25 protein-coding genes are annotated in these 24,517 nt (G+C 61.2%); 17 read left to right on the top strand and 8 right to left on the bottom strand.

Annotation, left to right across the window (positions count from 1 at the left end):
• The first annotated feature begins 66 nt into the window (after positions 1 to 66).
• The gene (soxR, locus tag BFP93_RS01335) at positions 67 to 516 is read left to right on the top strand and encodes a redox-sensitive transcriptional activator SoxR (RefSeq protein WP_065888237.1); all 450 of its coding nucleotides are present in this window, start codon (positions 67 to 69) and stop codon (positions 514 to 516) included.
• 46 nt (positions 517 to 562) lie between these two features.
• On the opposite strand, the gene BFP93_RS01330 is transcribed toward soxR, so the two are convergent.
• From BFP93_RS01330 to BFP93_RS01315, 4 genes are read right to left on the bottom strand one after another with little or no spacing between them, the layout of a single operon-like run.
• The gene (locus tag BFP93_RS01330; RefSeq protein WP_065891643.1) at positions 563 to 1,810 is read right to left on the bottom strand and encodes an MFS transporter; all 1,248 of its coding nucleotides are present in this window, start codon (positions 1,808 to 1,810) and stop codon (positions 563 to 565) included.
• Positions 1,807 to 2,532, bottom strand: a complete 726-nt coding sequence (locus tag BFP93_RS01325; RefSeq protein WP_065891642.1) for a 2OG-Fe dioxygenase family protein — start codon at positions 2,530 to 2,532, stop codon at positions 1,807 to 1,809. The genes BFP93_RS01330 and BFP93_RS01325 overlap by 4 nt, the downstream gene beginning before the upstream one ends.
• 4 nt (positions 2,533 to 2,536) lie before the next feature.
• Complete coding sequence (locus BFP93_RS01320) at positions 2,537 to 3,904, bottom strand: ATP-grasp domain-containing protein (protein ID WP_065891641.1); 1,368 nt, start codon at positions 3,902 to 3,904, stop codon at positions 2,537 to 2,539.
• Positions 3,905 to 3,934: 30 nt separating this feature from the next.
• Positions 3,935 to 5,089 carry a KamA family radical SAM protein gene (locus BFP93_RS01315; protein WP_065891640.1) on the bottom strand — a complete coding sequence of 385 codons (1,155 nt, stop codon included), beginning with the start codon at positions 5,087 to 5,089 and terminating at the stop codon, positions 3,935 to 3,937.
• A 658-nt stretch (positions 5,090 to 5,747) separates the two neighbouring features.
• Here BFP93_RS01315 and BFP93_RS01310 point away from each other — a divergent pair.
• Genes BFP93_RS01310 through BFP93_RS01275 form a run of 8 tightly spaced genes read left to right on the top strand, consistent with a single transcriptional unit; the run spans position 5,748 to position 11,904 of the window.
• Positions 5,748 to 6,947, top strand: coding sequence for a PepSY-associated TM helix domain-containing protein (locus tag BFP93_RS01310; protein WP_065891639.1), 1,200 nt, complete (start codon positions 5,748 to 5,750; stop codon positions 6,945 to 6,947).
• Positions 6,947 to 7,483: a thiamine pyrophosphate-binding protein gene (locus BFP93_RS01305; protein ID WP_065891638.1), complete on the top strand. Its 537-nt coding sequence runs from the start codon at positions 6,947 to 6,949 to the stop codon at positions 7,481 to 7,483. The genes BFP93_RS01310 and BFP93_RS01305 overlap by 1 nt, the downstream gene beginning before the upstream one ends.
• Positions 7,480 to 7,806, top strand: a complete 327-nt coding sequence (locus tag BFP93_RS01300) for a hypothetical protein (RefSeq protein ID WP_065891637.1) — start codon at positions 7,480 to 7,482, stop codon at positions 7,804 to 7,806. The genes BFP93_RS01305 and BFP93_RS01300 overlap by 4 nt, the downstream gene beginning before the upstream one ends.
• Positions 7,803 to 8,363: a DUF6162 family protein gene (locus BFP93_RS01295; RefSeq protein WP_065891636.1), complete on the top strand. Its 561-nt coding sequence runs from the start codon at positions 7,803 to 7,805 to the stop codon at positions 8,361 to 8,363. Before BFP93_RS01300 ends, BFP93_RS01295 begins: the two co-directional genes overlap by 4 nt.
• A gap of 19 nt (positions 8,364 to 8,382) precedes the next feature.
• On the top strand, positions 8,383 to 9,303 hold the full coding sequence (locus BFP93_RS01290) for a metal ABC transporter substrate-binding protein (RefSeq protein ID WP_065891635.1): 921 nt from the start codon (positions 8,383 to 8,385) through the stop codon (positions 9,301 to 9,303).
• The gene (locus BFP93_RS01285) at positions 9,300 to 10,046 is read left to right on the top strand and encodes a metal ABC transporter ATP-binding protein (protein ID WP_065891634.1); all 747 of its coding nucleotides are present in this window, start codon (positions 9,300 to 9,302) and stop codon (positions 10,044 to 10,046) included. The genes BFP93_RS01290 and BFP93_RS01285 overlap by 4 nt, the downstream gene beginning before the upstream one ends.
• Positions 10,043 to 10,942 carry a metal ABC transporter permease gene (locus BFP93_RS01280; RefSeq protein ID WP_065891633.1) on the top strand — a complete coding sequence of 300 codons (900 nt, stop codon included), beginning with the start codon at positions 10,043 to 10,045 and terminating at the stop codon, positions 10,940 to 10,942. Before BFP93_RS01285 ends, BFP93_RS01280 begins: the two co-directional genes overlap by 4 nt.
• The gene (locus tag BFP93_RS01275) at positions 10,942 to 11,904 is read left to right on the top strand and encodes a metal ABC transporter solute-binding protein, Zn/Mn family (protein WP_065891632.1); all 963 of its coding nucleotides are present in this window, start codon (positions 10,942 to 10,944) and stop codon (positions 11,902 to 11,904) included. The genes BFP93_RS01280 and BFP93_RS01275 overlap by 1 nt, the downstream gene beginning before the upstream one ends.
• On the opposite strand, the gene BFP93_RS01270 is transcribed toward BFP93_RS01275, so the two are convergent.
• Entirely contained in the window at positions 11,885 to 12,610 is a 726-nt protein-coding gene (locus tag BFP93_RS01270) for a UTRA domain-containing protein (RefSeq protein WP_065891631.1), read from the bottom strand. The genes BFP93_RS01275 and BFP93_RS01270 overlap by 20 nt on opposite strands.
• A 350-nt stretch (positions 12,611 to 12,960) precedes the next feature.
• On the opposite strand from BFP93_RS01270, the gene BFP93_RS01265 reads away from it, so the two are divergent.
• From BFP93_RS01265 to BFP93_RS01230, 8 genes are all read left to right on the top strand, one after another.
• Positions 12,961 to 14,037 carry an ABC transporter substrate-binding protein gene (locus BFP93_RS01265; protein ID WP_065888223.1) on the top strand — a complete coding sequence of 359 codons (1,077 nt, stop codon included), beginning with the start codon at positions 12,961 to 12,963 and terminating at the stop codon, positions 14,035 to 14,037.
• A 295-nt stretch (positions 14,038 to 14,332) separates the two neighbouring features.
• Complete coding sequence (locus BFP93_RS01260) at positions 14,333 to 15,139, top strand: alkaline phosphatase family protein (RefSeq protein WP_065891630.1); 807 nt, start codon at positions 14,333 to 14,335, stop codon at positions 15,137 to 15,139.
• Positions 15,136 to 15,981, top strand: a complete 846-nt coding sequence (locus BFP93_RS01255; protein WP_065888221.1) for an ABC transporter permease — start codon at positions 15,136 to 15,138, stop codon at positions 15,979 to 15,981. The genes BFP93_RS01260 and BFP93_RS01255 overlap by 4 nt, the downstream gene beginning before the upstream one ends.
• Positions 15,968 to 16,768 carry an ABC transporter permease gene (locus BFP93_RS01250; RefSeq protein WP_065891629.1) on the top strand — a complete coding sequence of 267 codons (801 nt, stop codon included), beginning with the start codon at positions 15,968 to 15,970 and terminating at the stop codon, positions 16,766 to 16,768. The genes BFP93_RS01255 and BFP93_RS01250 overlap by 14 nt, the downstream gene beginning before the upstream one ends.
• A complete protein-coding gene (locus tag BFP93_RS01245; RefSeq protein ID WP_065891628.1) occupies positions 16,765 to 17,754 on the top strand; it encodes an ABC transporter ATP-binding protein in 990 nt (329 codons plus the stop codon). Before BFP93_RS01250 ends, BFP93_RS01245 begins: the two co-directional genes overlap by 4 nt.
• A 31-nt stretch (positions 17,755 to 17,785) precedes the next feature.
• Entirely contained in the window at positions 17,786 to 18,439 is a 654-nt protein-coding gene (locus BFP93_RS01240) for an HAD family hydrolase (protein WP_065891627.1), read from the top strand.
• Between the two features lie 400 nt (positions 18,440 to 18,839).
• Positions 18,840 to 20,921, top strand: a complete 2,082-nt coding sequence (locus BFP93_RS01235; RefSeq protein WP_240995381.1) for a carboxy terminal-processing peptidase — start codon at positions 18,840 to 18,842, stop codon at positions 20,919 to 20,921.
• A gap of 119 nt (positions 20,922 to 21,040) precedes the next feature.
• Positions 21,041 to 22,804: a bifunctional diguanylate cyclase/phosphodiesterase gene (locus BFP93_RS01230; protein WP_065891626.1), complete on the top strand. Its 1,764-nt coding sequence runs from the start codon at positions 21,041 to 21,043 to the stop codon at positions 22,802 to 22,804.
• Here BFP93_RS01230 and BFP93_RS01225 read toward each other — a convergent pair.
• From BFP93_RS01225 to BFP93_RS01215, 3 genes are all read right to left on the bottom strand, one after another.
• Positions 22,801 to 23,172, bottom strand: coding sequence for a hypothetical protein (locus BFP93_RS01225; RefSeq protein WP_005786715.1), 372 nt, complete (start codon positions 23,170 to 23,172; stop codon positions 22,801 to 22,803). The two genes, BFP93_RS01230 and BFP93_RS01225, sit on opposite strands and share 4 nt — an antisense overlap.
• Positions 23,169 to 23,507 carry a helix-turn-helix domain-containing protein gene (locus tag BFP93_RS01220; protein ID WP_065888215.1) on the bottom strand — a complete coding sequence of 113 codons (339 nt, stop codon included), beginning with the start codon at positions 23,505 to 23,507 and terminating at the stop codon, positions 23,169 to 23,171. Before BFP93_RS01220 ends, BFP93_RS01225 begins: the two co-directional genes overlap by 4 nt.
• Positions 23,508 to 23,614: 107 nt before the next feature.
• Positions 23,615 to 24,070 carry a YkvA family protein gene (locus BFP93_RS01215; protein ID WP_065891625.1) on the bottom strand — a complete coding sequence of 152 codons (456 nt, stop codon included), beginning with the start codon at positions 24,068 to 24,070 and terminating at the stop codon, positions 23,615 to 23,617.
• Positions 24,071 to 24,517 lie beyond the last annotated feature (447 nt).

Below are 24,517 nucleotides of genomic sequence, written 5' to 3'. Positions count from 1 at the left end.
CGATCCAGTGCCATGCAGGGTAAAACCTCTAGTTAAGTCAAGGTCAAGCGCTGAATCGGGGTTTTTATGCTCAACAAGGAACTCACCGTTGGCCAGTTGGCTGCCCGCAGCGGCGTGGCCGTCACTGCGCTGCATTTCTACGAAACCAAGGGGCTGATCAAAAGCAATCGCAACGCCGGCAACCAGCGGCGCTACCCACGGGATGTGTTGCGGCGGGTGGTGGTGATCAAGATCGCCCAGCGCCTGGGCATTCCGCTGGCGACCATCGGCGAGGCATTACAGGCATTGCCCGATGGCCGAACGCCCACCGCCAAGGATTGGGCACGCCTGTCGGCACGCTGGCGGGAAGACCTGGATGAGCGGATCAATAAACTGTCGATGCTGCGCGACAAGCTCAATGGCTGCATAGGTTGCGGGTGCCTGTCGATGGAGGCGTGCCCGTTGCGCAACCAGGGCGACCAACTCGGTGAGCGCGGACCGGGCGCGCAGTTGCTGGAGCCTACGGCGCAGTCCTGAACTCACGCCCCTGCGCAAGGACGCCGGCGCCCTTCCACAGAGGCGATCAACGGGTGGGCGGTGAACCCGACGCGTCCGGCCGGCCCCGGTAAGCCGCGCACCCCAGCCACACGGTCATCACGCCCAACGCCGTCAGCGGTAGCCCGTGGAACAGCACGATCACCTGGGCCGGCGTCCACGTCACGTAGAACGGCCCGACTACCAGCATCCCCACGCCAAAGCCCACCATCTGAATCAGGACCAACAGGCTGAACAGCGGCAGGCGCAAGCTGTCCGGTTCGCTTTGCGCGCGGGAGACCAACGCCACTTCGGACAGCCCGTCGCCCAATCCTGCCCACACCACCAACAGCAGCGCCAGCCACAATTCGGTTTGCTGGAACGTCAGGATAAACCCGCTGGACATCAGCGCCACGCCAAACATGAACAACCGCTCCATGCCTGGCGTGCCGCGCCCCTTCAACAGCGCACTGGCGATACGCGCCCCGATGAACTTGCCACAGGCCCAGACCGCCAGCAGGTAACCCATCACGGTTTTGGCCGTGTCCGGGGAAATGTACTGGGACAACACCGGCCAGCCGACGTTATGCGCCGCACTGCCGAGGGTGTCGAGCATGCTGATCAACAACATCGCGGCCAGCACCGGCGCGCCGCGCAGCCCCCTGGTCAACGCGCGCCACTCCGCCGAAAGGCCGCGATGCGTGGCAACGGTAACGCTGTACAACGCACGCAGTGGCATGACCAGGCAAGCAGCTATCACATAGGTGCCGATATTCACCGCGAATACCGCCTCGAATCCCCCCGTGGCAATCAGCAGCCCCGACAGCAAGCTGCCGAACACGGCGCCGGTCGCGGCCGCCGAGGTGATCCAGGCGTTGGTATCGACCCGCTGTTCAAGGGCAACCCAGGTGGGCAACTGGCTGTTGAGACCGATGGCGAACAGCGAATTGCACAGGCCGATACCGAAGGCGATAAACGGCAGCAGGCTCAGTTGATGCGCAGGGATCAGCAGCAACAACGGCGTCAGCAACAGCGCTCGCGCCAGGTCCAGCCCGGCCAGGGTGCCGCGCCCGGCGAAACGCCGGAAAAACGGGATGCCGAACAGGCTGGCGACAATGCCACCGGTTACGCGGCACGCCAGGAAGATGCTGACGAACACCACGCTTTGGCTGAGCCAGTAGACATAGGTGGACAAGGCCACCATGTTGAGGAAAGCGCCAAAGTCCGACACGCCGCGAGCAAAGATGATCAGCCGCGCGTTGCGGATCGACAGGTACAGCTGTTGATCGTGGCTCATGCAGGCGGCGCCGCTTGATCATCCGGCACGCTGCGCAGGCTGACCAGCAGCATGTCGCGCCAGGCCGGTGTCGACGCTACCTTCGGGCGCACATCGCCGGCGCGGTGGTAGAGCCCTCGGTCATCGATCACGAGGGTTTCCAGAAAGCGGGTCATCGGCAGATTCAACACGCGGCTGCGTTCCTCATCACTGGTAAACACTTCCGAGACCACCGGCAATGTGTTGTGCTCGCCGATAAAATGCATGAACACCCAATCCAGACCATCCTGGTGAATCCCCGACGTGGTGGGGCTGCACGCTTGCGCGTCCGCCCGCACACGGAACTGGTGGATATCGATGGTATGACTCTGCTCGTCCAGGTGCGGTGCGATCACCGCCAGGTCGGTGGCCAGCAGCTTGCGCATCAGTGGATGTTCGATAAAACCTTCCTCGCTGTAGCTCAAATGGTTCACCCCCTGGCGATAGTTGACGGCATAGGTGACAGGCGACTTGAACGCGGTGCTCCTGTCGATCTGCAATTGCCGTGACGGTGATAAACGATAGCGCAGAATACGCCGCTCGCGATGGGTGTACGCCTTGAACGCCTCGTCGCGCACCAGGTTGGCCCAGTACGCACGAAAGCTCTGCTCTTCGCCCGCCTCGACACTGACCAACTCGCCAAAGTCAGGCCGATGGCAGTAATGGTGCTCGCGCAAGTGCGCGGAAATTGTCGGGATATCCATATCGCTAGCCTGCCACCGGGTTGTCGATGATGACGCGCAAGTGCTGGCCGACCGCGTCATGCAGTGCGCGCGCATCGGCAGCGTCCGCGACTCTGGCCCAGCACTTGAGCAGATAGTGCTCCTCGATATCCGCATCGATCATGTGCCCCGGCTCCTGCTGGGCATACTCGAGCACCGCAACGTTCTGTTCCAGGAACTCCACGCCTTCAATGCCTTGAAACCGACCGCTGTGCTGCGGGTAGATCGCCAGCATCGCGTAATGTTGCCCGGCCTCGGCCACCTTGCGAGCACCCGCTTCCAATTGCGCGTCGATGCCCTGCTCGCCCGTCAGCAACGAAAGATACAGCTGATAGGGATCGATACCGGCCAGATCGCGGAACGCCGCGTTCACATAGAGCCCGCCCACGCGCGGGTTGATCTCGATCACCACAGGGCCCTGCGGGGTCATGCGGAACTCGAAATGCACCACGGCGTTGGTCAGGCCGACCGCTTTCAGACACGCTACGGCGTACGCGCGGATCTGCTCGCACTCGCGGTCGGTGAAGGAGGTCGGAGGGGAAATCAGCAGGTTTTCGAGCACCGTGCCGCTGCGCTCGGTCAGCAACAGTTTTTCGTTGATCAGCAGTGGATGCACACGCTCGCCGGCCACCACACATTCCACACTGCCTTCGATACCGGGGATGTAGCCCTCCAGCAACAGACTGCGCCCGGGAATGTAGGCATGCCGTTGGCCGTCGTCCTCCAATAGGGTGTGCGCACAGCCATAGAAGTCCGCGTACGCCGCCGTGGCGTGGTCTTTGACAAACAGCGCGTGGTGGCTGCGCAGTTCCGCCCAATTGGCGCATTTCCTGATAAACGCCGAAGCGCCGCCAAACGGCGGTTTGGCGATCAGCGGGTAACCGACCCGTTCGGCCTGTTGCTGGAGTTGCTCTTCGTTATTGCACAACGCAAACGGCACTGAGGCAATGCCGTGCTGTTTCAGCACCCTGCGCATCAGGAACTTGTTGTTGCACGCCGCCACCGCCTCGGGGCGGCTATGCACCAGGCCCAGGCGCTGGGAAGCTCGCGCAACGATACAACCGACTTCGCCCAGCGCGGACGGATGGCCGGCCTGGCAGAAGATCCCGCGAATCTGATACTGCCCATCGAGCTGGCCGACCAACGCCAGAATGGCCTGCTCGTTGAGTGCGTCGATCAGGAACACCGCGTCACTGTCATCCCTGAGCCGTTGCACATGCCTGCGCCCTGCCACACCCGCCGTCAAGCACACCAGGCCCTGTGCGCGGGCAGCCGCGAAGTGCGGCTCCCGGTAGTTATAACGAACAGACGTACTGTCATCGACATCGATAAAAAGAATGGCGTCCTGTTTCATGCTTTATACCGCCTTAGTCCATCAATTTATTCAGGCATCCTGCCAACTGCACCACTGCCCTTCCCAGTTACGGAAACGGTAATGACGCTGCCCATCGCGAACTTCGAAGTACGGCAAGTCCTCAGGCTTTTCAAAGTCCAGCAGCGGCACCGTAAACTTGCCTTGGGCGTGCGGTAGAACATATTCGGGCAGGGCAATATTGGATACTCGCCGCTTGAGGCGATCCATGATGGCGATGGCCTGACTGATCGACGCCTTGTATTCAGAGGCGCCGGGAGAAAACGGCATGAAGTGATATAAGTAATAAGGCTTCACACCCAAACGATAAAGATCGATAAACAGTTTATGCAGTGTGGCTTCATCATCGTTGACGCCGCGCAACAACGGCATATTGGAAAACACGATCGGCACCACACCCTGAATACGTTTGACCGCCACGGCAAAGTCAGCGCTGAGTTCGAGCGGGTGGCAGACATGCACGCCAAAAGCATTGACCTTGTACTTTTCCAGCATCGCGATCAACTCATCGGTCACGCGAAACGGGTTGAAACTCAAGGCCCGCGAGTGAACGCGGATCAGCAGGTCGTCGCTGATCCCGCGCAGCGCGGCCAGGTACTCTTCGAGCTTGCGGTCGGCCAGCATCAGCGGATCGCCGCCGCTGAGAATCACTTCTTCGATGGCCGGGTTGGCGCGGATGTACTCCACCGACTCCATGAAGGAATCCCGGCTGGCGTTGGCCTTGTCCGTGCCCACCTGCAACGTGCGCAGCGCTTCGAAGCAGAACTGGCAATAGGCATTGCAGGTATTGGTGGTGCGCAGGATCACGCGATTGTCGTACTTGTGCTGGCAGATGGGCGTCTTCATTTCATGGCCCAGCTCCCAGTTCTCGGAGGTGCCATCGTAATCACCCTCGACCTGCTCGCTCCAGTACGGCACCACTTGCCGCCACAGCGGGTGGTCCATGACGGTGCCACTGGTGACGGAGCGCCTGATCAGATCAATGTAGTACGGCGTGATCTGCATCTTGCGCCCCAGCAGGTTATGTTCGATGTGCGCCGTGGTCTGCTCATCCCAACCACCGCAGGCAGCACGAAGACTCGGTTCATCACGCAGGGCATTCTTCTGCTGCCAACGCCAGTCCTGCCACTGCACCGAGCGGTGAATTTCTTGATCAAAAATCGACATGAGTAGGTACTCTCTGTTAAGGCATATGAACGCGTGCCCTTCCCTGGCGGGAACAGCGATATTCGCAACAATGACAATCGACTTGGGAGGCAGGCGGCGATCAATTGGCCGATGCAATCAGCCACGCAGGAAAGTAACAACAACTTATTATAAGGGGGGTCGGATAAGCGACGGAGACGGTCATTTAATACACTTCCTTTTTTTAAAATTATCTGACTTCCATGCCGACACCTACTAAAGCCGAAGCCTTCGACAGCGTCAATACAATATCCCTGCTTTTTTTCAGGTTTCAACCCACGCCTGCGCCCACCTCCCGCAACCATAGGTATTCAGCCGTTAAAATGCATTCATTTAAAAAGTAAATAACACCGTCAATAACCCGTTCAGCTTCCCGCGAGATTATTTTTATACTTATATAACTACGTAGTTGCGCGCTTATCACTCTGCCTCGGCGTGCACCCAGTCCGTGGGAGCAATCACGCAAGATCAGCGCCCATGCGTAAGGCCGCTGTGCGCCTGAAACATTTTCTTTCATTTCTCGCCTGGGGATTTCTCATTCTCATTCGTCTTAATTTAGATACAGCCCGTCGCGTCAGCAAAAGCTACGACCGGCCTTTTCCGGGCCTCCATCGCCCCTTCCATCAAGACCCTCATCCACATGTCGAAGAAGTCACGCTCAAAACTCTGGTTTCTCGTACACAGCTGGCTGGCGTTGCCCATCTGGTTCTTTGTCCTGATCGTCTGCGTCACCGGCACCCTGGCGGTGGTCAGCCAGGAAATCGTCTGGCTGGCCAACCCGGATATCCGCGCGAGCAAGCCCTCCGATGATGCCCAACCGCTGAGCTTCGACCAGGTGATCGCCGCCATCAAGCGCGACGAGCCCCAGGTCATCGTGCGCTCGATCATCCGTCCCGACGAATCGCACTTCGCGTTGATGGTCGGCCTCAGCTATCCGGACGGGCGTTCGGTCGATGCCTATGCCAACCCCTACACGGGCGCCCTCCAGGGGATCAGCCCGGCCTTCGACTTCCAGCAATTCACCCGCGCCCTGCACGGCTGGTGGCTGGTGCCGTTTACCAATGGCTTCAGTTGGGGCTGGTACCTGGTGTCGCTGCTCGGCCTGCCGCTGCTGGCCTCGTTGGTCACTGGCCTTGTGGTGTACAAGCGTTTCTGGAAAGGTTTTTTGCGGCCCACCCTGCGCATCCGTCACGGCGCACGGATTTTCTGGGGCGACTTCCACCGCTTGAGCGGTATCTGGTCGATCTGGTTCATCGCCGTCATCTCCATTACCGGCACCTGGTTCCTGATCCAGGCGATTCTGGGTGACAACCAGATCTCCATTTCCAGCGAGCCCATCGTGCCGGTGATTGCCCGGGAAAAGGTGCCGCTGTCCGCACCCGGCGTGCCGGCCCCGATGATTGCCCTGGACGACGCGATCAAGATCGCCACCCAGCGCATCCCCGGGCTGGAAGCCACCTTTGCCTTCCTGCCGCTCAATGCCTACAGCCACCTGCAGATCGGCGGGCGCGGCTGGTACCCGCTGATGTTCCAGACCGCGCAACTGAATCCCTACAGCGGTGAAATCGCCGTATCGCACCTGCTGTCCGACCGCACCGCGCTGGAGTTCGTCACCGAGTCCATGCGCCCGCTGCACACCGGTGACTTTGGCGGCCTGTGGATCAAGCTGATCTGGGCCTTCTTCGGCCTGGTGCTGAGCATGATGGTGTTGAGCGGCTTGCTGATCTGGACCAAGCGCACCGCCCTCGCCACCCTCAACGCTTTCAAACGCGAGGCCAAGACCCAGCGCCAGCCTGTGCCCACCCCAGCCTTGCAGGCTGAAACCTCGGAGACTCACTGATGAGCAGAGTCGCGGCCAAACCCTCTTCACCCCTGCGGGCCTGGTGGCTGAAGTGGCGTTTCCATATAAACATCCTGCTGTTGCTGGTGCCGCTGGGCTTCATGCCCAAGTATTTTGCCGATGCCGCCCTGTTTCGCGGGGATGCCGGCATTGGCGAGCGGGTCGCCGGGGACATTCAAGTCGGCCCCTGGAGCCTGACCCTCGCCGAGTTTCGCAACGAAGGCCCGCGCCCGGACCCGGCCGGCCCGATGAAAGCGTTTAACGCCGCCCTGTGCGCCACCTGTGCCGAGCAGGTCAAGGCCACCTACCTGCGCATCGGCAAGCCCCGCAGCCTGCGGGCCGCCGGGGTGATCTTCTTCGGTACGCCGTACCGCATGGGCGCCATCGTGCCGGTGCCGGAACGCACGCCGGTCGATGCCGAGCTGTGGGTCACCATGGAAGGCTGGGACGGCACCATGCACCAGGGTTCCATCCCGCTGAGCCAGGCCTCGCCTGCCACCATTGCCTGGTTGAACAAGCAAGGAGTCAAACCATGATATTCAAACGCCTGACTGCCGGTTGCGTACTGTTGCTCAGTACCGGCTTCAGTCAACTTGCCCTCGCTCACAACCCGATGTGCGAGTGCAAGGAAATCCCCGGTGAACAGATCCAGTGCAAGGGCGGGTTCTCCGACGGCAGCGGCGCTCCGGGCGTGACCCTGGATGTGATCGGCTACGACGAGACCATCCTGGTACCGGGCAAGCTCGGTGAGGATTCGACCCTGACCTTCAAGAAACCCACGGCCGAATTCTATGTACTGTTCGATGCCGGCCCCGGTCACGTGGTGGAAATCGACCAAGCGGATATCCAGGCGCAATGAGTACCGTACAGGTAGTGCGCCCCGCCGGCGCGGGGCATGAAACCCTCTATGTGCTGTTGCTGTGCCTGATCATCCTGGCGGTGGCGGGAACGGTGGTGGCCTTGCACGGTGAAACCCAAGAGGTCGCAGCTGTGCCCAGTCATCAGCTGGATGCCCGGCGCGACCTGAGCGCGGCCGAACAAGGCATCTACGCCGACCTGCGGGTGACCCTGGATGAAATCCACTTGCTGCAACAAGAGCAGAACGCCCTGCCCACGCCGGACCAATTGGCGCAAGAAGGCTTTGCACCGTTCGCCCAGGACGCCAGTTCCGTCAGCCGTGGCGATCATCGCTGGCAACTGCTCGCGCCCTCGACCTATCTGGGCTTGAGCCAGGCCACCGACACCAGTGGCTCGCTGCTGATGCGCGTGCAAGGCGCCGAGCCGGATATCTGGCTCAACCGTGGCAAACACCTGGCCGTCCCCTTCGACCTCACTGACCAGGCGCTGATCGCTGCCGGCTGGCAGCAGGTGGTCGCGCAATTCGATGCCGGCGTGACCCGCCAGCACCGCCACTGAACGAGAAGACCGATTGCCCATGTCCATTTCATCTCCCCTGTTGCGCCTGTTGCTGGTTGGCCTGTTCAGCCTGGTCCTCGCTCCCCTGGCGAATGCCGAAGCGAGCAAACGCCTGCGCATCGGTATCACCTTGCATCCTTACTACAGCTACGTGGCCAACATCGTCGGCGACAAGGCCGACGTGGTGCCGCTGATTCCGGCGGGCTTCAACCCCCATGCCTACGAGCCGCGCGCCGAAGACATCAAGCGCATCGGCACCCTGGACGTGATCGTGCTCAATGGCGTGGGGCATGACGACTTCGCCGATCGCATGATCGCCACCAGCGAGCGCCCGGATATCCCGGTGATCGAAGCCAACGCCAATGTGCCGCTGCTGGCCGCCACCGGCAATGCCGCGCGCGGTGCGGGCAAGGTGGTCAACCCGCACACGTTCCTGTCGATCAGCGCGTCGATTGCCCAGGTCAATAACATCGCCCGCGAGTTGGGCAAGCTCGACCCGGACAACGCCAAGGCCTACACCCAGAACGCCCGCGCCTACGGCAAGCGTCTGCGCCAGATGCGCGCCGACGCCCTGGCCAAGCTGACCAGCGCACCCAACCCGGACCTGCGCGTAGCCACGGTGCACGCGGCCTACGACTACCTGCTGCGCGAGTTCGGCCTGGAAGTCACCGCCGTGGTCGAACCGGCCCACGGCATCGAACCGAGCCCCAGCCAGCTGAAGAAAACCATCGATGAACTGCGCGCCCTGGACGTGAAAGTGATCTTCTCGGAAATGGATTTCCCGTCCACCTATGTCGATACGATCCAGCGTGAATCCGGGGTCAAGCTGTATCCGCTGTCACATATTTCCTACGGCGAATACAGCGCCCAGAAGTACGAAGTGGAAATGACCGGCAACCTCAATACCGTGGTCCGGGCGATCCAGGAGTCGGGAACATGACGGCGGCAGAACATCTGAACATTGCAAGCAGCGGCCCGACGCTGGACTTCGACAACGTCGCGCTGACCCTGGGCCGTACCGTGATTCTCGATGGCGTGAGCTTCCAGGTTCAGCCCGGCAGCATCCACGCGCTGGTCGGCCCGAATGGCGGCGGCAAGAGTTCACTGATCAAGACCCTGCTGGGACAAACGCCGCATCAGGGCCGATTGAGCCTCGCATGGCCGACCACGCCCGGCACCATTGGCTACGTGCCCCAGGCCCTGGAGTTCGACCGGGGGCTGCCGATGACGGTGGATGATTTCATGGCTGCCATGTGCCAGCGGCGGCCGGCGTTTCTTGGCCTGTCCCGGCACTACGCCGGTGCGATTGGCGAGGCGCTGGAACGGGTCGGCATGCAGGACAAGCGCAAGCGGCGCATGGGCGCGCTGTCCGGTGGCGAGCGCCAGCGTGTGCTGCTGGCCCAGGGCCTGATTCCGGCGCCGCAGTTGCTGGTGCTGGATGAGCCGATGTCGGCGCTGGACGAAGCCGGTATCCAGGTGTTCGAACGCTTGCTCAGGGACTGGCGACTGGCCGGGATCACCGTGCTGTGGGTCGAGCATGACCTGGAAGCCGTTGGCCGTCTGGCCGACCGTGTCACCGGCCTGAACCGCCGCGTGCTGTTCGACGCCACGCCCCGGGAAGCGCTGACCCCGGATCGCCTGCTGAGCCTGTTTTCCACTCACCCTCGGAGCCCGGCGCAATGAGTTATGAAGCGTTTCGCTTGATGGTCCAGGGCTGGGCCTCTTCCGGCTATTTGCCGGAGGCGCTGGCCTATGGTTTTGTGGTCAACGCGCTGCTCGCCGGGTTGCTGATCGGCCCGGTGCTGGGCGGACTGGGCACGCTGGTGGTGGTCAAGCGCTTTGCGTTTTTTTCCGAAGCGGTCGGCCATGCCGCCCTGACCGGCGTGGCCGTGGGCATCCTGCTCGGTGAACCCTACACCGGGCCCTACGGCAGCCTGTTCGGCTATTGCCTGCTGTTCGGCATCCTGCTCAATTACCTGCGCAACCGCACCGGCCTGGCGCCGGATACGCTGATCGGCGTGTTCCTGTCGGTGTCCCTGGCGTTGGGCGCCAGCCTGCTGTTGACCCTGGCCGGCAAGATCAATGTGCACATCCTGGAAAACGTGCTGTTTGGCTCGGTGCTGACGGTCAACGGCAACGACTTGCTGGTGCTGGCGGTGGTCGGTGCGCTGGTGATGGCCCTGGCGCTGCCGCTGTACAACCGCATCATGCTCGCCAGCTTCAACCCGCAGTTGGCGGCAGTGCGCGGCGTGGCGGTGAAGACCCTGGACTATCTGTTCGTGATTCTGGTGACGCTGATCACCGTCGCGGCGGTCAAGGTGATCGGCGCAATCCTGGTCGGTGCCCTGCTGGTGATTCCGGCGGCGGCGGCGCGGCTGTTGAGCCAATCGCTCAAGGGCTTCTTCTGGGTTTCGGTGGCCATCGCTACCGTCAGTACCCTGTGCGGCATCCTGCTGCCGATCATCTTCGACCTGCCTGTACCCTCCGGTGCCGCGATCATTCTGGTTGCCGGCATCGCCTTCGCCTTCGCCGCCATCGCGCGCGGCACAGTGCCCAGCCTCAAAGGGAATCTTGGATAATGCGCCCTGTCTTTCGCCCACTGGCCCTGACCATTGCCTGCTTGCTCAGCACCTCGGCGCTCGCCGTCGTGGATGGTTTTCAAACCAGGGACTTCGTTGCCAACCATGGCCTTGGCCATGCCGCGCTGACCAAGGCCAAATCGGTAAAACCGGTCAAGGTGCTGGCGTCGTTGCCGATCACCTACGGCCTTGCTGAAGTGCTGCTCAAAGGCTGCGAAGTGCAGCTCGAACGCGCGGCACCCGCCAATTTGCCCGGTTCGCGGCAAGTGTCCTACTTCACCGGGCGCGGTGCGTCGGCGCTGAGCCAACTGGCCCAGGATGCCGATGCCGCCATCGGCCTGCGCTCGCTGTGGGCCGATGACCCGCTCTACCCCGTGGCGCGACGCAGCAACATCCGTATTGTCGAAGTCGACGCCGCACGCCCGGTGGACGGCGGTTTGCCGGGCATCGCCGTGCAGCCGGGCGTCAGCGATGGCTTGAACAGCCAACCCTGGCAGTCGAGCAACAACATGGGACGCATGGCCGATGTGTTGGCGGCCGACCTGAGCCGCCTGGCGCCGGGCGCCAAAGCGCAGATCGACGCTAACCTGGCCGCGCTCAAGCAACGCCTGCTCAAGCTCACCGCCGACAGCGAGGCGCGCCTGGCCAGGGCCGATAATCTGAGTGTGGTCAGCTTGAGCGATCACTTCGCCTATCTGGTCAGCAGCTTGAACCTGGAAGTGCTCGGTACCGATGCGCGTCCGGATGCAGACTGGACGCCTGAGGCGCTGCAAACGCTCAGTGCGCAGCTCAAGGACAATGAGGTGGCGCTGGTGCTGCACCACCGCCAGCCGAGTGAGGCGGTGAAAGCGGCTGTCAGTGCCGGCGGCGCCAACCTGCTGGTGTTGAATGTAGACGGTGCCGATCCTGTGACAGAGCTGGAAACCAATGTGAATCAGGTGATCAAGACACTGATGCCTTAACGTCCACCCCCACATGAATCGCATCATGGCGCCAGAACTCCAGGTCGCAATCGATCAAGCGCTGGTGCTGGTCATAGTTGACCCGGGCGATCCGCAAGCCCGGGCTGCCCACCGATACGCGCAACGCAGCGGCGGCTTCCACCGGCAATGAGGTCGGCACGATCTCGAAACGCACCCGCCCATAGTGCAAGTCGTACTTGCGCGCATAGAGTTCGGTCATCGACTGATTCAAATCGCACGCCAGGATGTCCGGGAAATAGTGGGGGTTCAGGTAGTGCTCCACGTACAGCACCAGACGCCCGTCGATCCTGCGCGCCCGGCAAATCTGGATCACGCTGGACAACGCCGGCAGCCGCAGCCACGCACACACCGCCGCCGACGCCGGTTGCAGGCGCGCCGAAATAACCTCAGTGGACGCCACACGCCCCTGGTCGCTGACCATCGCGTGAAAGTGGCTGCGTTGCATCAGGTTATAGGCCAGCCGGGGTGGCGAGACGAACCAGCCCCTGCGCTCCTCGCGATAGATCTGCCCTTGGGCCTCCAGCTGTAACAAAGCTTCGCGCACGGTAATCCGAGTGGTACCAAACAACTCGCTGAGCTTGCGTTCGGCGGGCAGTTTGCTGGCAGGCGGCAACAGGCCATGATCGATCTGCTCTTGCAGCGCCAGGCCGATGGAGGTTACCGCCTTGATTGCCTCGTCACGCATCAACGTTACCTATCTGGACTAGACCAGCACTGTTCGGGTGCATAAAACGCGCTCTTGATGGGCTCGTGCTGCTGCTTGCCAGCCTAGGCATTGCAGATGACCGACAGATGACAACGCAGGTCGCTGCCCGCACCACACCCTGCAATACATCGGCCAAGTCCATGGCCTGCGGGCACTTGGGCATGGTCTACGCTAAGTCTGAACGGAGCGACACCCGTGCTTCAAAAACGACATCGACATGAAACTGTCATCCATCGGGCCTAGATTGGCTCAGGTATTGCTGACCTAGACCACACCCTCGCCAACGTTCATATAAAACGCCGCGTGTAAAACGCCCAAAGGAGCTTCGGATGAAACAGCTTTTCCTGGCATCACTGTTAGGCTCGACCATTGCCATGTGCACCGCCGCCATGGCCGCTGATACCGATCTAAAAACCTTGGAAGCCGCCGCCAAGAGCGAGGGCGCCGTGAACAGCGTCGGCATGCCCGATGACTGGGCCAACTGGAAAGGCACCTGGGACGACCTGGCCCGCATCCATGGCCTCAAGCACATCGACACCGACATGAGCTCGGCCCAGGAAATCGCCAAGTTCAAGGCCGAAAAAGACAATGCCAGCGCGGATATCGGCGACGTGGGCGCCGCCTTCGGTCCCATCGCGGTGAAGCAGGAAGTGACCCAGCCGTACAAACCCTCCACCTGGGCTTCGGTACCGGATTGGGCGAAGGACAAAGACGGCCACTGGGCACTGGCCTACACCGGCACTATCGCGTTTATCGTCAACAAGAAATTGCTCCACGGCTCCGAAGTCCCGACCAGTTGGGCCGACCTGCAAACCGGCAAATACAAGGTCTCGGTGGGTGACGTAAGCACCGCCGCCCAAGCCTCCAACGCGGTACTCGCCGCCGCCATCGCCAACAAGGGCGACGAGAAAAACATCGCACCGGGCCTGCAGTTCTTCACCAAGATTGCCCAGCAAGGTCGCCTCGGCCTGTCCAACCCGACCATCGCCACCCTGGAAAAAGGCGAAGTCGAAGTGGGTATCGTCTGGGACTTCAACGGCCTGAGCTACAAGGCCAAGATGGCCAACCCGGATGACTACGTGGTGCTGATCCCATCGGATGGCTCGGTGAAGTCCGGCTACACCACCATCATCAACAAGTACGCCAAGCACCCGAACGCCGCCAAGTTGACGCGCGAATACATCTTCAGCGATGCCGGCCAACTCAACCTGGCCAAAGGCAATGCCCGTCCGATCCGCGCCGAGACCGACCTGAAACTGCCGGCTGACATCGCCAAGAACCTGATCCCGGGTGAACAATACACCAAGGCCAACCCGCAGCCGATCAAGGATGCCGATGCCTGGGAAGCGACGTCCAAGAAGCTGCCGCAGCTGTGGAACGAGCAGGTGATTGTCGAAATGAAGTGAGGGTTTAATCCCACATTGGAGATCCACTGGAGATCCAATGTGGGAGGGGGCTTGCCCTGATGCCAGTCAGTTAGGGCTTTTTGTAGGAGCGAGCTTGCTCGCGAAAAATTCACAGGCACCGCGTTCATCCAGAAGCACGCGTTATCGTTGACGTTTTTCGCGAGCAAGCTCGCTCCTACAGAGGGCGGTGTACGTTTAACGGACTGGCATCAGGGCTTGCCTCTTCCCACACTTGCATCCGGTTTCCAGCGGGAAATCGAGTGAAGTCCAATCTTGTCGCGGAGCCCCAGCCCCCATGAAGCACCCTGTCATCCTTGTCGTGCTCGACGGCCTGAACGCCGGGGTCGCCCGGCACGCCATGGGGCACTTGCAGGCTTATGTCGGCGCAGGACGCGCAGCCTTCTACACACTGGAATGTGAACTGCCCGCCCTGTCCCGCCCGTTGTATGAATGCATCCTGACCGGTGTGCCGCCGATCCAGAGCGGCATCGTCCACAACAACGTCGCGCGCCTGTCCAGCCAGCGCAGCATTTTCCACTACGCCACCCGTGCCGGCTTGACCACCGCGGCGGCGGCTTACCATTGGGTCAGCGAATTGTATAACCGCACCCCCTTTCTCGCCGCCCGTGATCGTCATACCGACGATGCGGCGCTGGCGATCCAGCATGGGCATTTCTACTGGAATGACCACTACCCGGACTCCCACCTGTTTGCCGACGCCGAAAGCCTGCGCCTCAAGCACGCGCCGGACTTTCTGCTGGTGCACCCGATGAACATCGACGACGCCGGTCACAAGCACGGCCTCGACACTGCGCAGTACCGCAACAGCGCACGCTCGGCCGACATTATTCTCGCCGACTACCTGCAAGGCTGGCTCGACGCCGGTTACCAGGTGCTGGTCACCGCCGACCACGGCATGAACAACGACCGCTCCCACAACGGCCTGCTGCCGGAGGAGCGCGAAGTGCCGCTGTTTGTACTCGGCGACGCCTTCAGCCTGGATGCCGCCGCCGCGCCGAAACAGACCGACCTGTGCGGTACCGTCTGCGCGCTGCTCGGCGTGCCCCACGACAAACCGGTCTGCCGGGAGTTGCTCAAATGAGTGGCATGGTTCGCGGCAAATGGCTGGCCTTACTGTGCCTGGCGCCCTTCGCGCTGTTCTTTATCGTGTTCCAGATCGCGCCGTTGGCCTGGGTGCTGATCAACAGCCTGCAAACCGAAGACAGCGGTTGGAGCCTGGAAAACTTCACGCGCATTTTCAGTTCGAAGTTCTACCTGCAGGCGATCCAGTTCAGCCTCGAGATCAGCTTCTACTCCAGCGTCTTCGGCATCATCATCGCCACGCTGGGCAGTTACTCCCTGCGCCGGGTCGATTCGCCGCTGCGCAATTTCGTCACGGCGTTTGCCAACATGACCAGCAACTTCGCCGGCGTGCCCCTGGCCTTCGCGTTCATCATCCTGCTGGGGTTCAACGGCAGCATTACCATCATGCTCAAGCAGGCGGGGATCATCCAGGACTTCAACCTGTACTCCAAAACCGGCTTGATCCTCCTCTACACCTACTTCCAGATCCCCCTCGGCGTCCTGCTGCTGTACCCGGCCTTTGACGCGCTGCGCGAAGACTGGCGCGAATCGGCCGCCCTGCTCGGCGCCAATGGCTGGCAGTTCTGGCGGCACATCGGCTTGCCGGTCCTGACCCCCGCCCTGCTCGGCACGTTCGTGATTCTGCTGGCCAACGCCCTTGGCGCCTATGCCACCGTGTACGCCCTCACCACCGGCAACTTCAACGTGCTGCCGATCCGCATCGCGGGGCTGGTTTCCGGTGACGTGTCACTGGACCCGAACATGGCCAGCGCCCTGGCCGTAGTGCTGGTGGCGCTGATGACCGTGGTCACGGTGGTCCATCAACTGCTGCTCAAGAGGAGCTACCATGTCTCGCGCTGATGCCGGCCCGGCGTCCCTCTACCATCGGGTGGTGGTGTACGGGCTGTTCCTGATCCTGGTACTGCCGCTGGCAGGCACCTTTGTCTATTCGATCTCCAGCAGTTGGTCGGCCACCATCCTGCCTGCCGGCTTCAGCCTGAAATGGTATGTGCAGCTATGGAGCGACCCGCGCTTCCTGATGGCCTTCGGGCAATCGCTGCTGGTGTGCGTGGGCGCGCTGATCCTGTCGGTGGTGCTGATCCTGCCGCTGCTGTTCGTGGTGCATTACCACTTCCCCAGGCTGGATGCGCTGATGAACATCCTGATCCTGCTGCCGTTCGCGGTGCCGCCGGTGGTGTCGTCGGTGGGGCTGCTGCAACTGTACGGGTCCGGGCCGCTGGCAATGGTGGGTACGCCGTGGATTCTGATCGGTTGCTACTTCACCGTGGCGCTGCCGTTCATGTACCGCGCAATCACCAACAACCTGCAGGCGATCAATCTGCGCGACCTCATGGACGCCTCGCAACTGCTCGGCGCCAGCACCTGGCAAGCGGCGTTCCTGGTCGTGCTGCCCAATCTGCGCAAAGGCCTGATGGTGGCGCTTCTGCTGTCGTTCTCATTCCTGTTCGGTGAGTTCGTGTTCGCCAACATCCTGGTCGGCACCCGCTATGAAACCCTGCAGGTGTACCTCAACAACATGCGCAACAGCAGCGGCCACTTCACCAGTGCCGTCGTGATCTCCTATTTCTTCTTTGTGCTGGTGCTGACCTGGGCCGCCAATATCTTGAACAAGGACAAAAGCCAATGAGCTTCGTCAGCGTCCAACACCTGCAAAAGAGCTATACCGGCACCCCGGTATTCAGTGATATCAATTGCGAAATCGCCAAGGGCGAGTTTGTCACCCTGCTCGGCCCGTCCGGTTGCGGCAAGTCGACCTTGCTGCGCTGCATCGCCGGGCTGACCTCGGTGGACAGTGGGAAAATTCTGCTCGATGGCCAGGACATCGTCCCGCTAAGCCCGCAGAAACGGCATATCGGCATGGTGTTCCAGAGCTACGCGCTGTTTCCCAACATGACCGTGGAACAGAACGTCGCCTTCGGCCTGCGCATGCAGAAAGTCAACGCCGACGACCGTCACAAGCGGGTCCAGGAGGTGCTGCAATTGGTCGAGCTCAAGGACCTGGCCGGTCGTTATCCGCACCAGATGTCCGGCGGCCAGTGCCAGCGCGTCGCCCTCGCCCGCTCACTGGTGACCCGCCCGCGCCTGTTGCTGCTGGATGAACCGCTGTCGGCGCTGGATGCACGGATTCGCAAGCACCTGCGCGAGCAGATCCGCCAGATCCAGCGCGAACTCGGCTTGACCACCATTTTCGTCACCCATGACCAGGAGGAAGCCCTGACCATGTCGGACCGCATCTTCCTGATGAATCAGGGCAGAATCGTACAGAGCGGCGATGCCGAGACCCTCTACACTGCGCCGGTGGATGTGTTCGCCGCCGGGTTTATCGGCAACTACAACCTGCTCGATGCCGACAAGGCCAGCCAACTGCTGCAACGACCGATCAGTGGGCGCATCGCGATCCGCCCCGAAGCCATCGAACTGAGCCGTAACGGCGACCTTGACGCGCTGGTGCGCAGCCACAGCCTGCTGGGCAACGTGATTCGCTATCGTATCGAAGCCCGTGGCGTGGAGTTGGTGGTGGATGTGCTGAACCGCTCTGCCGACGATCTGCATCCGGACGGCCAGCGCCTGGCACTTTCCATCGACCCCAGCGCGCTGTGTGAAGTAGCCTGACGGGCAACGACTGAATGAGAGAGCATTTCGGATGGCATTGGTAATTTTTGATCTGGACGACACCCTGATCCATGGCGACTGCGCCACCTTGTGGAGCGCGCAGATGGGCCGTCTGGGCTGGGTCGACCCTGAGTCATTCATGCGCAGGAACGACGAGTTGATGGCGGCCTACGGCCGAGGCGAGCTGCGCATGGAGGATTTCATGGATTTCAGCCTGGAGCCGATGATCGGCCGCACCCCGCAAGAGATCGAACACCTGGTGGAACCCTGGGTCGAGGACGTGATCGAGCCGCTGATCTACAGCGACGCGACCAAAACCATCGCCCGACACCGCGCCAATGGAGACCGGATCCTGGTGATCTCCGCTTCGGGCACGCACCTGGTCACGCCGATTGCGGCGCGCATCGGCATCGACGAAGTGCTGGGCATCGAGCTGGAGGTCAGCCACGGGGTGTACAGCGGCAAGACCGAGGGCGTGCTGACTTACCGCGAAGGCAAGATCACGCGCTTGCTGCAATGGCTTGAGCAGGAAGGCGAAACCCTGGAAGGTGCCTGTTTCTACTCGGATTCGCGCAATGACCTGCCGTTATTGCTGAAGGTGGATCACCCACAGACGGTCAACCCCGACCCGGTATTGCGGGCCCACGCCGAACAGGCGGGCTGGCCGATTCACCATTGGGCCTGAACCTACCAAGATCTCCCTGCAGAAGATCCCCATGTGGGAGGGGGCTTGCCCCCGATGGCGGTGGATCAGATGAAACATTCTTCACTGACATACCGCTATCGGGGGCAAGCCCCCTCCTACATAGGCCCTATTACAACTCCGGAATATTCAACACGATGAGCGCCCGCTTCCAACACGCGAACGCGAACTTGACCTACATTGCAGGTAGGACCGAGCTCTTACACCGCTCGACATGACCCTCGACGCCTTGCAATGCTCTCACAGTGCCTCCATAGTGAGTCCGGACTGAGCCCGTTGCAGTAGCGTCGGGCTTTTTGCATTATGCGACCGGACCATATGGAACCGGCTCCCTCAAAGACGGCCTAATATGCGTTATCAATTGCCCCCGCGTCGAATCAGCATGAAGCATCTGTTCCCCAGCACCGCCCTCGCTTTTTTCATTGGTCTCGGCTTCGCGTCGATGTCGACCAATACGTTCGCAGCCAATAGCTGGGACAACCTTCAGCCTGATCGCGATGAGGTGATTGCCAGCCTTAACGTCGTCGAGTTGCTCAAGCGCCATCACTACAGCAAGCCGCCGCTGGACGACGCACGCTCGGTGATCATCTACGACAGCTACCTCAAGCTGCTGGACCCGTCGCGCAGCTACTTCCTGGCCAGTGATATCACTGAGTTCGACAAGTGGAAGACCCAGTTCGACGACCTCCTCAAAAGCGGCGACCTGCAGCCCGGTTTCACCATCTACAAGCGTTACCTGGACCGCGTCAAAGCGCGTCTGGACTTCGCCCTGGGTGAGTTGAACAAAGGCATCGACAAGCTCGATTTCACCGAGAAGGAAACCCTTCTGGTGGACCGCAAGGACGCTCCTTGGCTGACCAGCACCGCCGCGCTCGACGACCTGTGGCGCAAACGCGTCAAGGACGAAGTGCTGCGCCTGAAGATCGCCGGCAAAGAGCCCAAGGCCATCCAGGAGCTGTTGACCAAGCGCTACAAGAATCAGCTGGCGCGCCTGGACCAGACCCGTGCCGAAGACATCTTCCAGGCTTACATCAACACTTTCGCGATGTCCTACGACCCGCACACCAATTATCTGTCGCCAGATAACGCGGAAAATTTTGATATCAACATGAGTCTGTCCCTGGAAGGCATCGGTGCCGTCCTGCAAAGCGACAATGACCAGGTCAAGATCGTGCGCCTGGTGCCGGCAGGTCCGGCGGACAAGACCAAGCAGGTCGCCCCGGCCGACAAGATCATCGGCGTGGCCCAGGCCGACAAAGAGATGGTCGACGTGGTCGGCTGGCGCCTGGACGAAGTGGTCAAGCTGATCCGCGGGCCCAAGGGCAGCGTGGTGCGCCTGGAAGTGATTCCGCACACCAATGCACCCAACGACCAGACCAGCAAGATCGTGTCCATCACCCGTGAAGCGGTGAAGCTCGAAGACCAGGCCGTGCAGAAGAAAGTCCTCAACCTCAAGCAGGATGGCAAGGACTACAAGCTGGGCGTGATTGAAATCCCGGCCTTCTACCTGGACTTCAAGGCCTTCCGCGCCGGTGACCCGGACTACAAGTCCACCACCCGCGACGTGAAGAAAATCCTGACTGAGCTGCAGAAGGAAAAAGTCGACGGCGTGGTCATCGACCTGCGCAACAACGGCGGCGGTTCCCTGCAGGAAGCCACCGAGCTGACCAGCCTGTTCATCGACAAGGGCCCGACCGTGTTGGTGCGCAATGCCGACGGCCGTGTCGACGTACTCGAAGACGAGAACCCGGGCGCCTTCTACAAAGGCCCGATGGCGTTGCTGGTCAACCGTCTCTCGGCCTCGGCCTCGGAGATCTTCGCCGGCGCCATGCAGGACTACCACCGTGCGCTGATCATCGGTGGCCAGACCTTCGGCAAAGGCACCGTGCAGACCATCCAGCCGCTGAACCACGGCGAACTCAAGCTGACCCTGGCCAAGTTCTACCGGGTGTCCGGGCAGAGCACCCAGCATCAGGGCGTACTGCCGGACATCGACTTCCCGTCGATCATCGACACCAAGGAAATCGGCGAGAGCGCCCTGCCCGAAGCCATGCCGTGGGACACCATCCGCCCTGCGATCAAGCCGGCATCCGACCCGTTCAAGCCGTTCCTGGCACAGCTGAAAGCTGACCACGACACGCGCTCCGCCAAGGACGCCGAGTTCGTCTTCATCCGCGACAAGCTGGCCCTGGCCAAGAAGTTGATGGAAGAGAAAACCGTCAGCCTCAACGAAGCGGACCGTCGCAAGCAGCACGCCGACATCGAGAATCAACAACTGGTGCTGGAAAACGTGCGCCGCAAGGCCAAGGGCGAGGACCCGCTCAAGGAACTGAAGAAAGAAGATGAAGATGCGCTGCCGACCGAGGCGGAAAAAACCAAGCCGGAAGACGACGCCTATCTGGCCGAGACCGGTCGCATCCTGCTGGACTACCTGAAAATCACCAAGCAGGTAGCCAAGCAGTAAATGATGTCAATTTAATGTGATTGCTCCCTGGAGTGTCATCATATAGACATCATTCTGTCGTGAAATATAAGGACCGCAGGTTTCAAGCCTGCGGTCCTTTTTTTTCGACCGAGAGTGCCATGACCATGACCGAACAGCTGGATGCATTGGGCTCTATCCTGGCTCAACGCAGTTTGCACAGCCTGTTCCAACCGATCATTTGCCTGTCTGAACGCCGCATCCTCGGCTACGAGGCCCTCAGTCGCGGCCCGTCCAACAGCCCGTTGCACTCCCCCGTCGCCCTGTTCTCCATCGCCAGCCATGCCGGGCGCCTGAGCGAACTGGAAATGGCCTGCCGCGAGAGTGCCTGCCGGCGCTTCAGCGAGCAGAAGCTGCCGGGCAAGCTGTTTCTCAATATCTCACCGGAATCCCTGGTGGAGACGGCGCACCAACCGGGGCGCACCCTGCAATTGCTGCGCGAGTTCGGTATTCCCCCCAGCCAGGTGGTGATCGAACTCACCGAGCAGACGCCCACCGATGATTTCAAGCTGTTGCAGACCGCGTTACATCACTATCGCGACATGGGCTTTGCCATTGCCCTGGATGACCTGGGCGCCGGTTACTCCAGCCTGCGTTTATGGTCGGAGCTACGCCCGGATTATGTGAAGATCGACCGCCACTTTATCGACGGCATCCACCAGGACGCGCTCAAACGCGAATTTGTCGGCTCGATCATGCAGATCGCCAAGGCCTCCCGGGCCCAGGTGATCGCCGAAGGCATTGAACTGCCGGAAGAGTTGGCGGTGTTGACGGAAATGGGCGTGGACCTGGTCCAGGGCTACCTGCTCTGCCGGCCTCAGGAGCATCCACCGCAGGAAGCACGCTTGATGCTGCCCAAGCCGGACCACGCCAATATCGCCCTGAATGAAGAAGCCAGTGACCTCAGCGCGCTGCTCATTGAACAGCCGGCGGTGGATCAAGACACGGCAACCGCCCAGGTGCTCGAAGCATTCCGTCGCCAGGCCAACCTGAACTCACTGGCGGTGCTCGATGCCCGCGACCACCCGGTGGGTATCGTGCATCGACACTCGCTGTCGGACGCGCTGCTCAAACCCTTCGCGACCGACCTGTTCGCCCGCAAGCCGATCAGCCGCCTGATGAGCGATGACTTCCTGGCCGTGGAGTTGAGCCAGTCCCTGCAACAGGTCAGCCGCTTGCTCACCAGCCGCGCGCGGCAACGCATCGAAGAAGATTTCATCATTACATTGAATGGCGACTACCTGGGCCTGGGACGGGTCATCGATGTGCTCAAACTGATCACCGAACTGAAAATCCAGCAGGCGCGCTACGCCAACCCGCTCACGCTGCTACCGGGCAACGTGCCGATCCAGCAGTGCCTGACGCGCCTGCTGCAGCAACAGCGTGAGTCGGTGATCTGCTATGTGGATATCGACAGCTTCAAGCCGTTCAACGATATCTATGGTTATGGGCGCGGGGATGAGGTGCTGTTGTGCCTGGCGCAGTGCCTGAACGACCGGGTCGATCCCAGCCGCGACTTTGTCGGGCACATCGGTGGTGATGACTTTCTGCTGGTGCTGGGCCCACAGGACTGGCGCAAACGGCTCAATCAACTGCTGGACGACTTTCACACCCAATGCCGACGTTTCTACCGCGCCGAGCACCTCGACGCCGGCTGCTTCACCGCACTCAACCGCCAGGGCGTGCGCCAGGAATTCCCCTTGCTTTCACTGTCGATTGGCGTGGTGCATTTGTATCCACAGGCCTGTGCACAACTCGATGCCAGCCAGTTGGCGGAGCTGGCGTCGCAGGCCAAGCACCAGGCCAAGGACATCGCCGGTTACAGCATCCATGTGATCGACAGCCTGGACCTGCTGCCGGCTTAAGCCTCGGCGGATTCGGGATATTCGTACTCGAACACCCGCACCACCTCCGAAGCGTGCCAGGAAGCGGCGGCCACACCGTCGGAGGGCCCGCTGAAACGCCCCAGGCGCTCCACGCATTCAAAGAACCCGGTGCGCGGCAGGCGGCTGGCACCCTGGCTGATCACCAGGGAACTGCGCAGCGGCTGCTCGGCCTTGGCGTCCAGCGCCGCCAGGTGCTCCAGGGCGGCGGCCAGGGTCTGCATCGCCGGCGTCGGGAATTGCAGGCGCTCAAGCAGCGCACGGTAGGTCAGCAGATGGCGCTGACGGCGCGCCTGGTCCAGTTCGTTGAGTAAGCCATCCCAATGTTGACGGCTGATACGTAGGCTCAAGATTCATCCCTCCAACCTGCAACGCCCAATTCCCAGGCCAGGCTGCGGCGAATGGCGGCATCCGGCTGTCGTTCACCCCTTTCGATCAAACCAAGATACGAGGGGCTGATACCCACTGTGCGCGCCAGGGTTTCGATCGCCAGGCCCTTGGCTTCACGCAGGCCGCGCAGGGCTGCGAGCGGGTGCACGTCCTGGTCGGGAGTAATCGGTGCGGCGGGGGAAGAAGCCAGTGTGGGCTGTTGCTGACCGGCCGCTTTCAGCAGCGCCTGGTACTGGTCCCATGGCAACACCGCATATTCGGGTTCGCCATTACGTGAAATGATCTGGATATCCATGACTGCCCCGTAGGATAAAAACACTTACCAAGTAAGTAATTTCCTTACTCCTTCCTTGGAAGTGTAATCCTAACAGCCACGGAGGTCGCAGGGGATAGCCCAAAGCATCAGTTTTTTTGTGGGTTTTCCTGGGCGAGCAGCTCGGGTGTGGCCGGAAGACGTTCGACCACGGCCAGCTTTTCCGGGCGTTGCGCATCGCGCCAGGCGCGAAACGCGCTGAGCTCCCCGCTCAGGGTCTTCATGACCCAGGCCAGCACGGCGATGTCGTCGAACATACCGAACATGGGAATAAAATCCGGAATCGCGTCAATCGGACTGACGAAGTACATCAGCCCCGCCACCACCGAAATCAGCGCCTTGGGGCTGATCGCCCGATACTCGCCGCGCCAGTAGGCCAGGCACAGGGCCTGAAGCAGCTTGAGGTCATCCTTGAGCTGGCCCAACCGATTGCCCTGGCTCGAGCCTTTGGCCGCGACAGCAAACAGCAGGGTTGGCAAACGACCACGCCCCAGCAAGCGTGCGGCTATAGGCAGGAAACGGGTGAAATTGAAGGGTGGTTTCATGTGTCACTCCAGTTCCATACGACAGAAAGGTTATCCACACAAATTGTGGATAACCTTGTGAACAGAGCCTTTTTTCATGGCTGAAAGCCACGGACTACAAGGCCTGCAGTCAGATCGGGCGTTTTTTGCGCACATCAGAAAATCCCAATATTTCATTGACTTGGCAGGTCTGTGCGGCTACCCGTGCTCGGGCCTAATATCAGACTGTGTCAACTTGAGGACGTTCGTTCGGATTTGCAGAGGCTTAAACGTGACAGCTGACATGCCTGCGCAGTGCCCAACCGTAACCACGATGCGAAGCGAGCCGCTCGTGATCTTGATCTTGATCTGCTTTTGATCTTAAGCGCCCCGTCAAACCACGCTGGCCGAACGCAGGCTTGAATCCGTGGGCAACCCGGCAGGACGCCGGGTTAGCCGCACTGGGCCATGGATGGCCCATTGCGGCGG

The organism is Pseudomonas sp. 44 R 15, assembly GCF_900004965.1.
In the GTDB taxonomy this organism is placed as follows: Bacteria; Pseudomonadota; Gammaproteobacteria; order Pseudomonadales; family Pseudomonadaceae; genus Aquipseudomonas; species Aquipseudomonas orientalis_A.
Note: the sequence above shows the minus strand (reverse complement) of the source record. Positions and strands in the feature narration are given on the sequence as shown.

What these genes read in the sequence shown, in the direction of transcription:
- BFP93_RS01220 (WP_065888215.1), bottom strand. Translation starts at nt 23,507, where the DNA reads ATGGATATCCAGATCATTTCACGTAATGGCGAACCCGAATATGCGGTG.
- BFP93_RS01315 (WP_065891640.1), bottom strand. Translation starts at nt 5,089, where the DNA reads ATGTCGATTTTTGATCAAGAAATTCACCGCTCGGTGCAGTGGCAGGAC.
- BFP93_RS01330 (WP_065891643.1), bottom strand. Translation starts at nt 1,810, where the DNA reads ATGAGCCACGATCAACAGCTGTACCTGTCGATCCGCAACGCGCGGCTG.
- BFP93_RS01270 (WP_065891631.1), bottom strand. Translation starts at nt 12,610, where the DNA reads ATGCGTGACGAGGCAATCAAGGCGGTAACCTCCATCGGCCTGGCGCTG.
- BFP93_RS01295 (WP_065891636.1), top strand. Translation starts at nt 7,803, where the DNA reads ATGAGTACCGTACAGGTAGTGCGCCCCGCCGGCGCGGGGCATGAAACC.
- BFP93_RS01305 (WP_065891638.1), top strand. Translation starts at nt 6,947, where the DNA reads ATGAGCAGAGTCGCGGCCAAACCCTCTTCACCCCTGCGGGCCTGGTGG.
- BFP93_RS01320 (WP_065891641.1), bottom strand. Translation starts at nt 3,904, where the DNA reads ATGAAACAGGACGCCATTCTTTTTATCGATGTCGATGACAGTACGTCT.
- BFP93_RS01240 (WP_065891627.1), top strand. Translation starts at nt 17,786, where the DNA reads ATGGCATTGGTAATTTTTGATCTGGACGACACCCTGATCCATGGCGAC.
- BFP93_RS01300 (WP_065891637.1), top strand. Translation starts at nt 7,480, where the DNA reads ATGATATTCAAACGCCTGACTGCCGGTTGCGTACTGTTGCTCAGTACC.
- BFP93_RS01290 (WP_065891635.1), top strand. Translation starts at nt 8,383, where the DNA reads ATGTCCATTTCATCTCCCCTGTTGCGCCTGTTGCTGGTTGGCCTGTTC.
- BFP93_RS01215 (WP_065891625.1), bottom strand. Translation starts at nt 24,070, where the DNA reads ATGAAACCACCCTTCAATTTCACCCGTTTCCTGCCTATAGCCGCACGC.
- soxR (WP_065888237.1), top strand. Translation starts at nt 67, where the DNA reads ATGCTCAACAAGGAACTCACCGTTGGCCAGTTGGCTGCCCGCAGCGGC.
- BFP93_RS01260 (WP_065891630.1), top strand. Translation starts at nt 14,333, where the DNA reads ATGAAGCACCCTGTCATCCTTGTCGTGCTCGACGGCCTGAACGCCGGG.
- BFP93_RS01310 (WP_065891639.1), top strand. Translation starts at nt 5,748, where the DNA reads ATGTCGAAGAAGTCACGCTCAAAACTCTGGTTTCTCGTACACAGCTGG.
- BFP93_RS01230 (WP_065891626.1), top strand. Translation starts at nt 21,041, where the DNA reads ATGACCATGACCGAACAGCTGGATGCATTGGGCTCTATCCTGGCTCAA.
- BFP93_RS01235 (WP_240995381.1), top strand. Translation starts at nt 18,840, where the DNA reads ATGAAGCATCTGTTCCCCAGCACCGCCCTCGCTTTTTTCATTGGTCTC.
- BFP93_RS01285 (WP_065891634.1), top strand. Translation starts at nt 9,300, where the DNA reads ATGACGGCGGCAGAACATCTGAACATTGCAAGCAGCGGCCCGACGCTG.
- BFP93_RS01250 (WP_065891629.1), top strand. Translation starts at nt 15,968, where the DNA reads ATGTCTCGCGCTGATGCCGGCCCGGCGTCCCTCTACCATCGGGTGGTG.
- BFP93_RS01255 (WP_065888221.1), top strand. Translation starts at nt 15,136, where the DNA reads ATGAGTGGCATGGTTCGCGGCAAATGGCTGGCCTTACTGTGCCTGGCG.
- BFP93_RS01275 (WP_065891632.1), top strand. Translation starts at nt 10,942, where the DNA reads ATGCGCCCTGTCTTTCGCCCACTGGCCCTGACCATTGCCTGCTTGCTC.
- BFP93_RS01280 (WP_065891633.1), top strand. Translation starts at nt 10,043, where the DNA reads ATGAGTTATGAAGCGTTTCGCTTGATGGTCCAGGGCTGGGCCTCTTCC.
- BFP93_RS01325 (WP_065891642.1), bottom strand. Translation starts at nt 2,532, where the DNA reads ATGGATATCCCGACAATTTCCGCGCACTTGCGCGAGCACCATTACTGC.
- BFP93_RS01245 (WP_065891628.1), top strand. Translation starts at nt 16,765, where the DNA reads ATGAGCTTCGTCAGCGTCCAACACCTGCAAAAGAGCTATACCGGCACC.
- BFP93_RS01265 (WP_065888223.1), top strand. Translation starts at nt 12,961, where the DNA reads ATGAAACAGCTTTTCCTGGCATCACTGTTAGGCTCGACCATTGCCATG.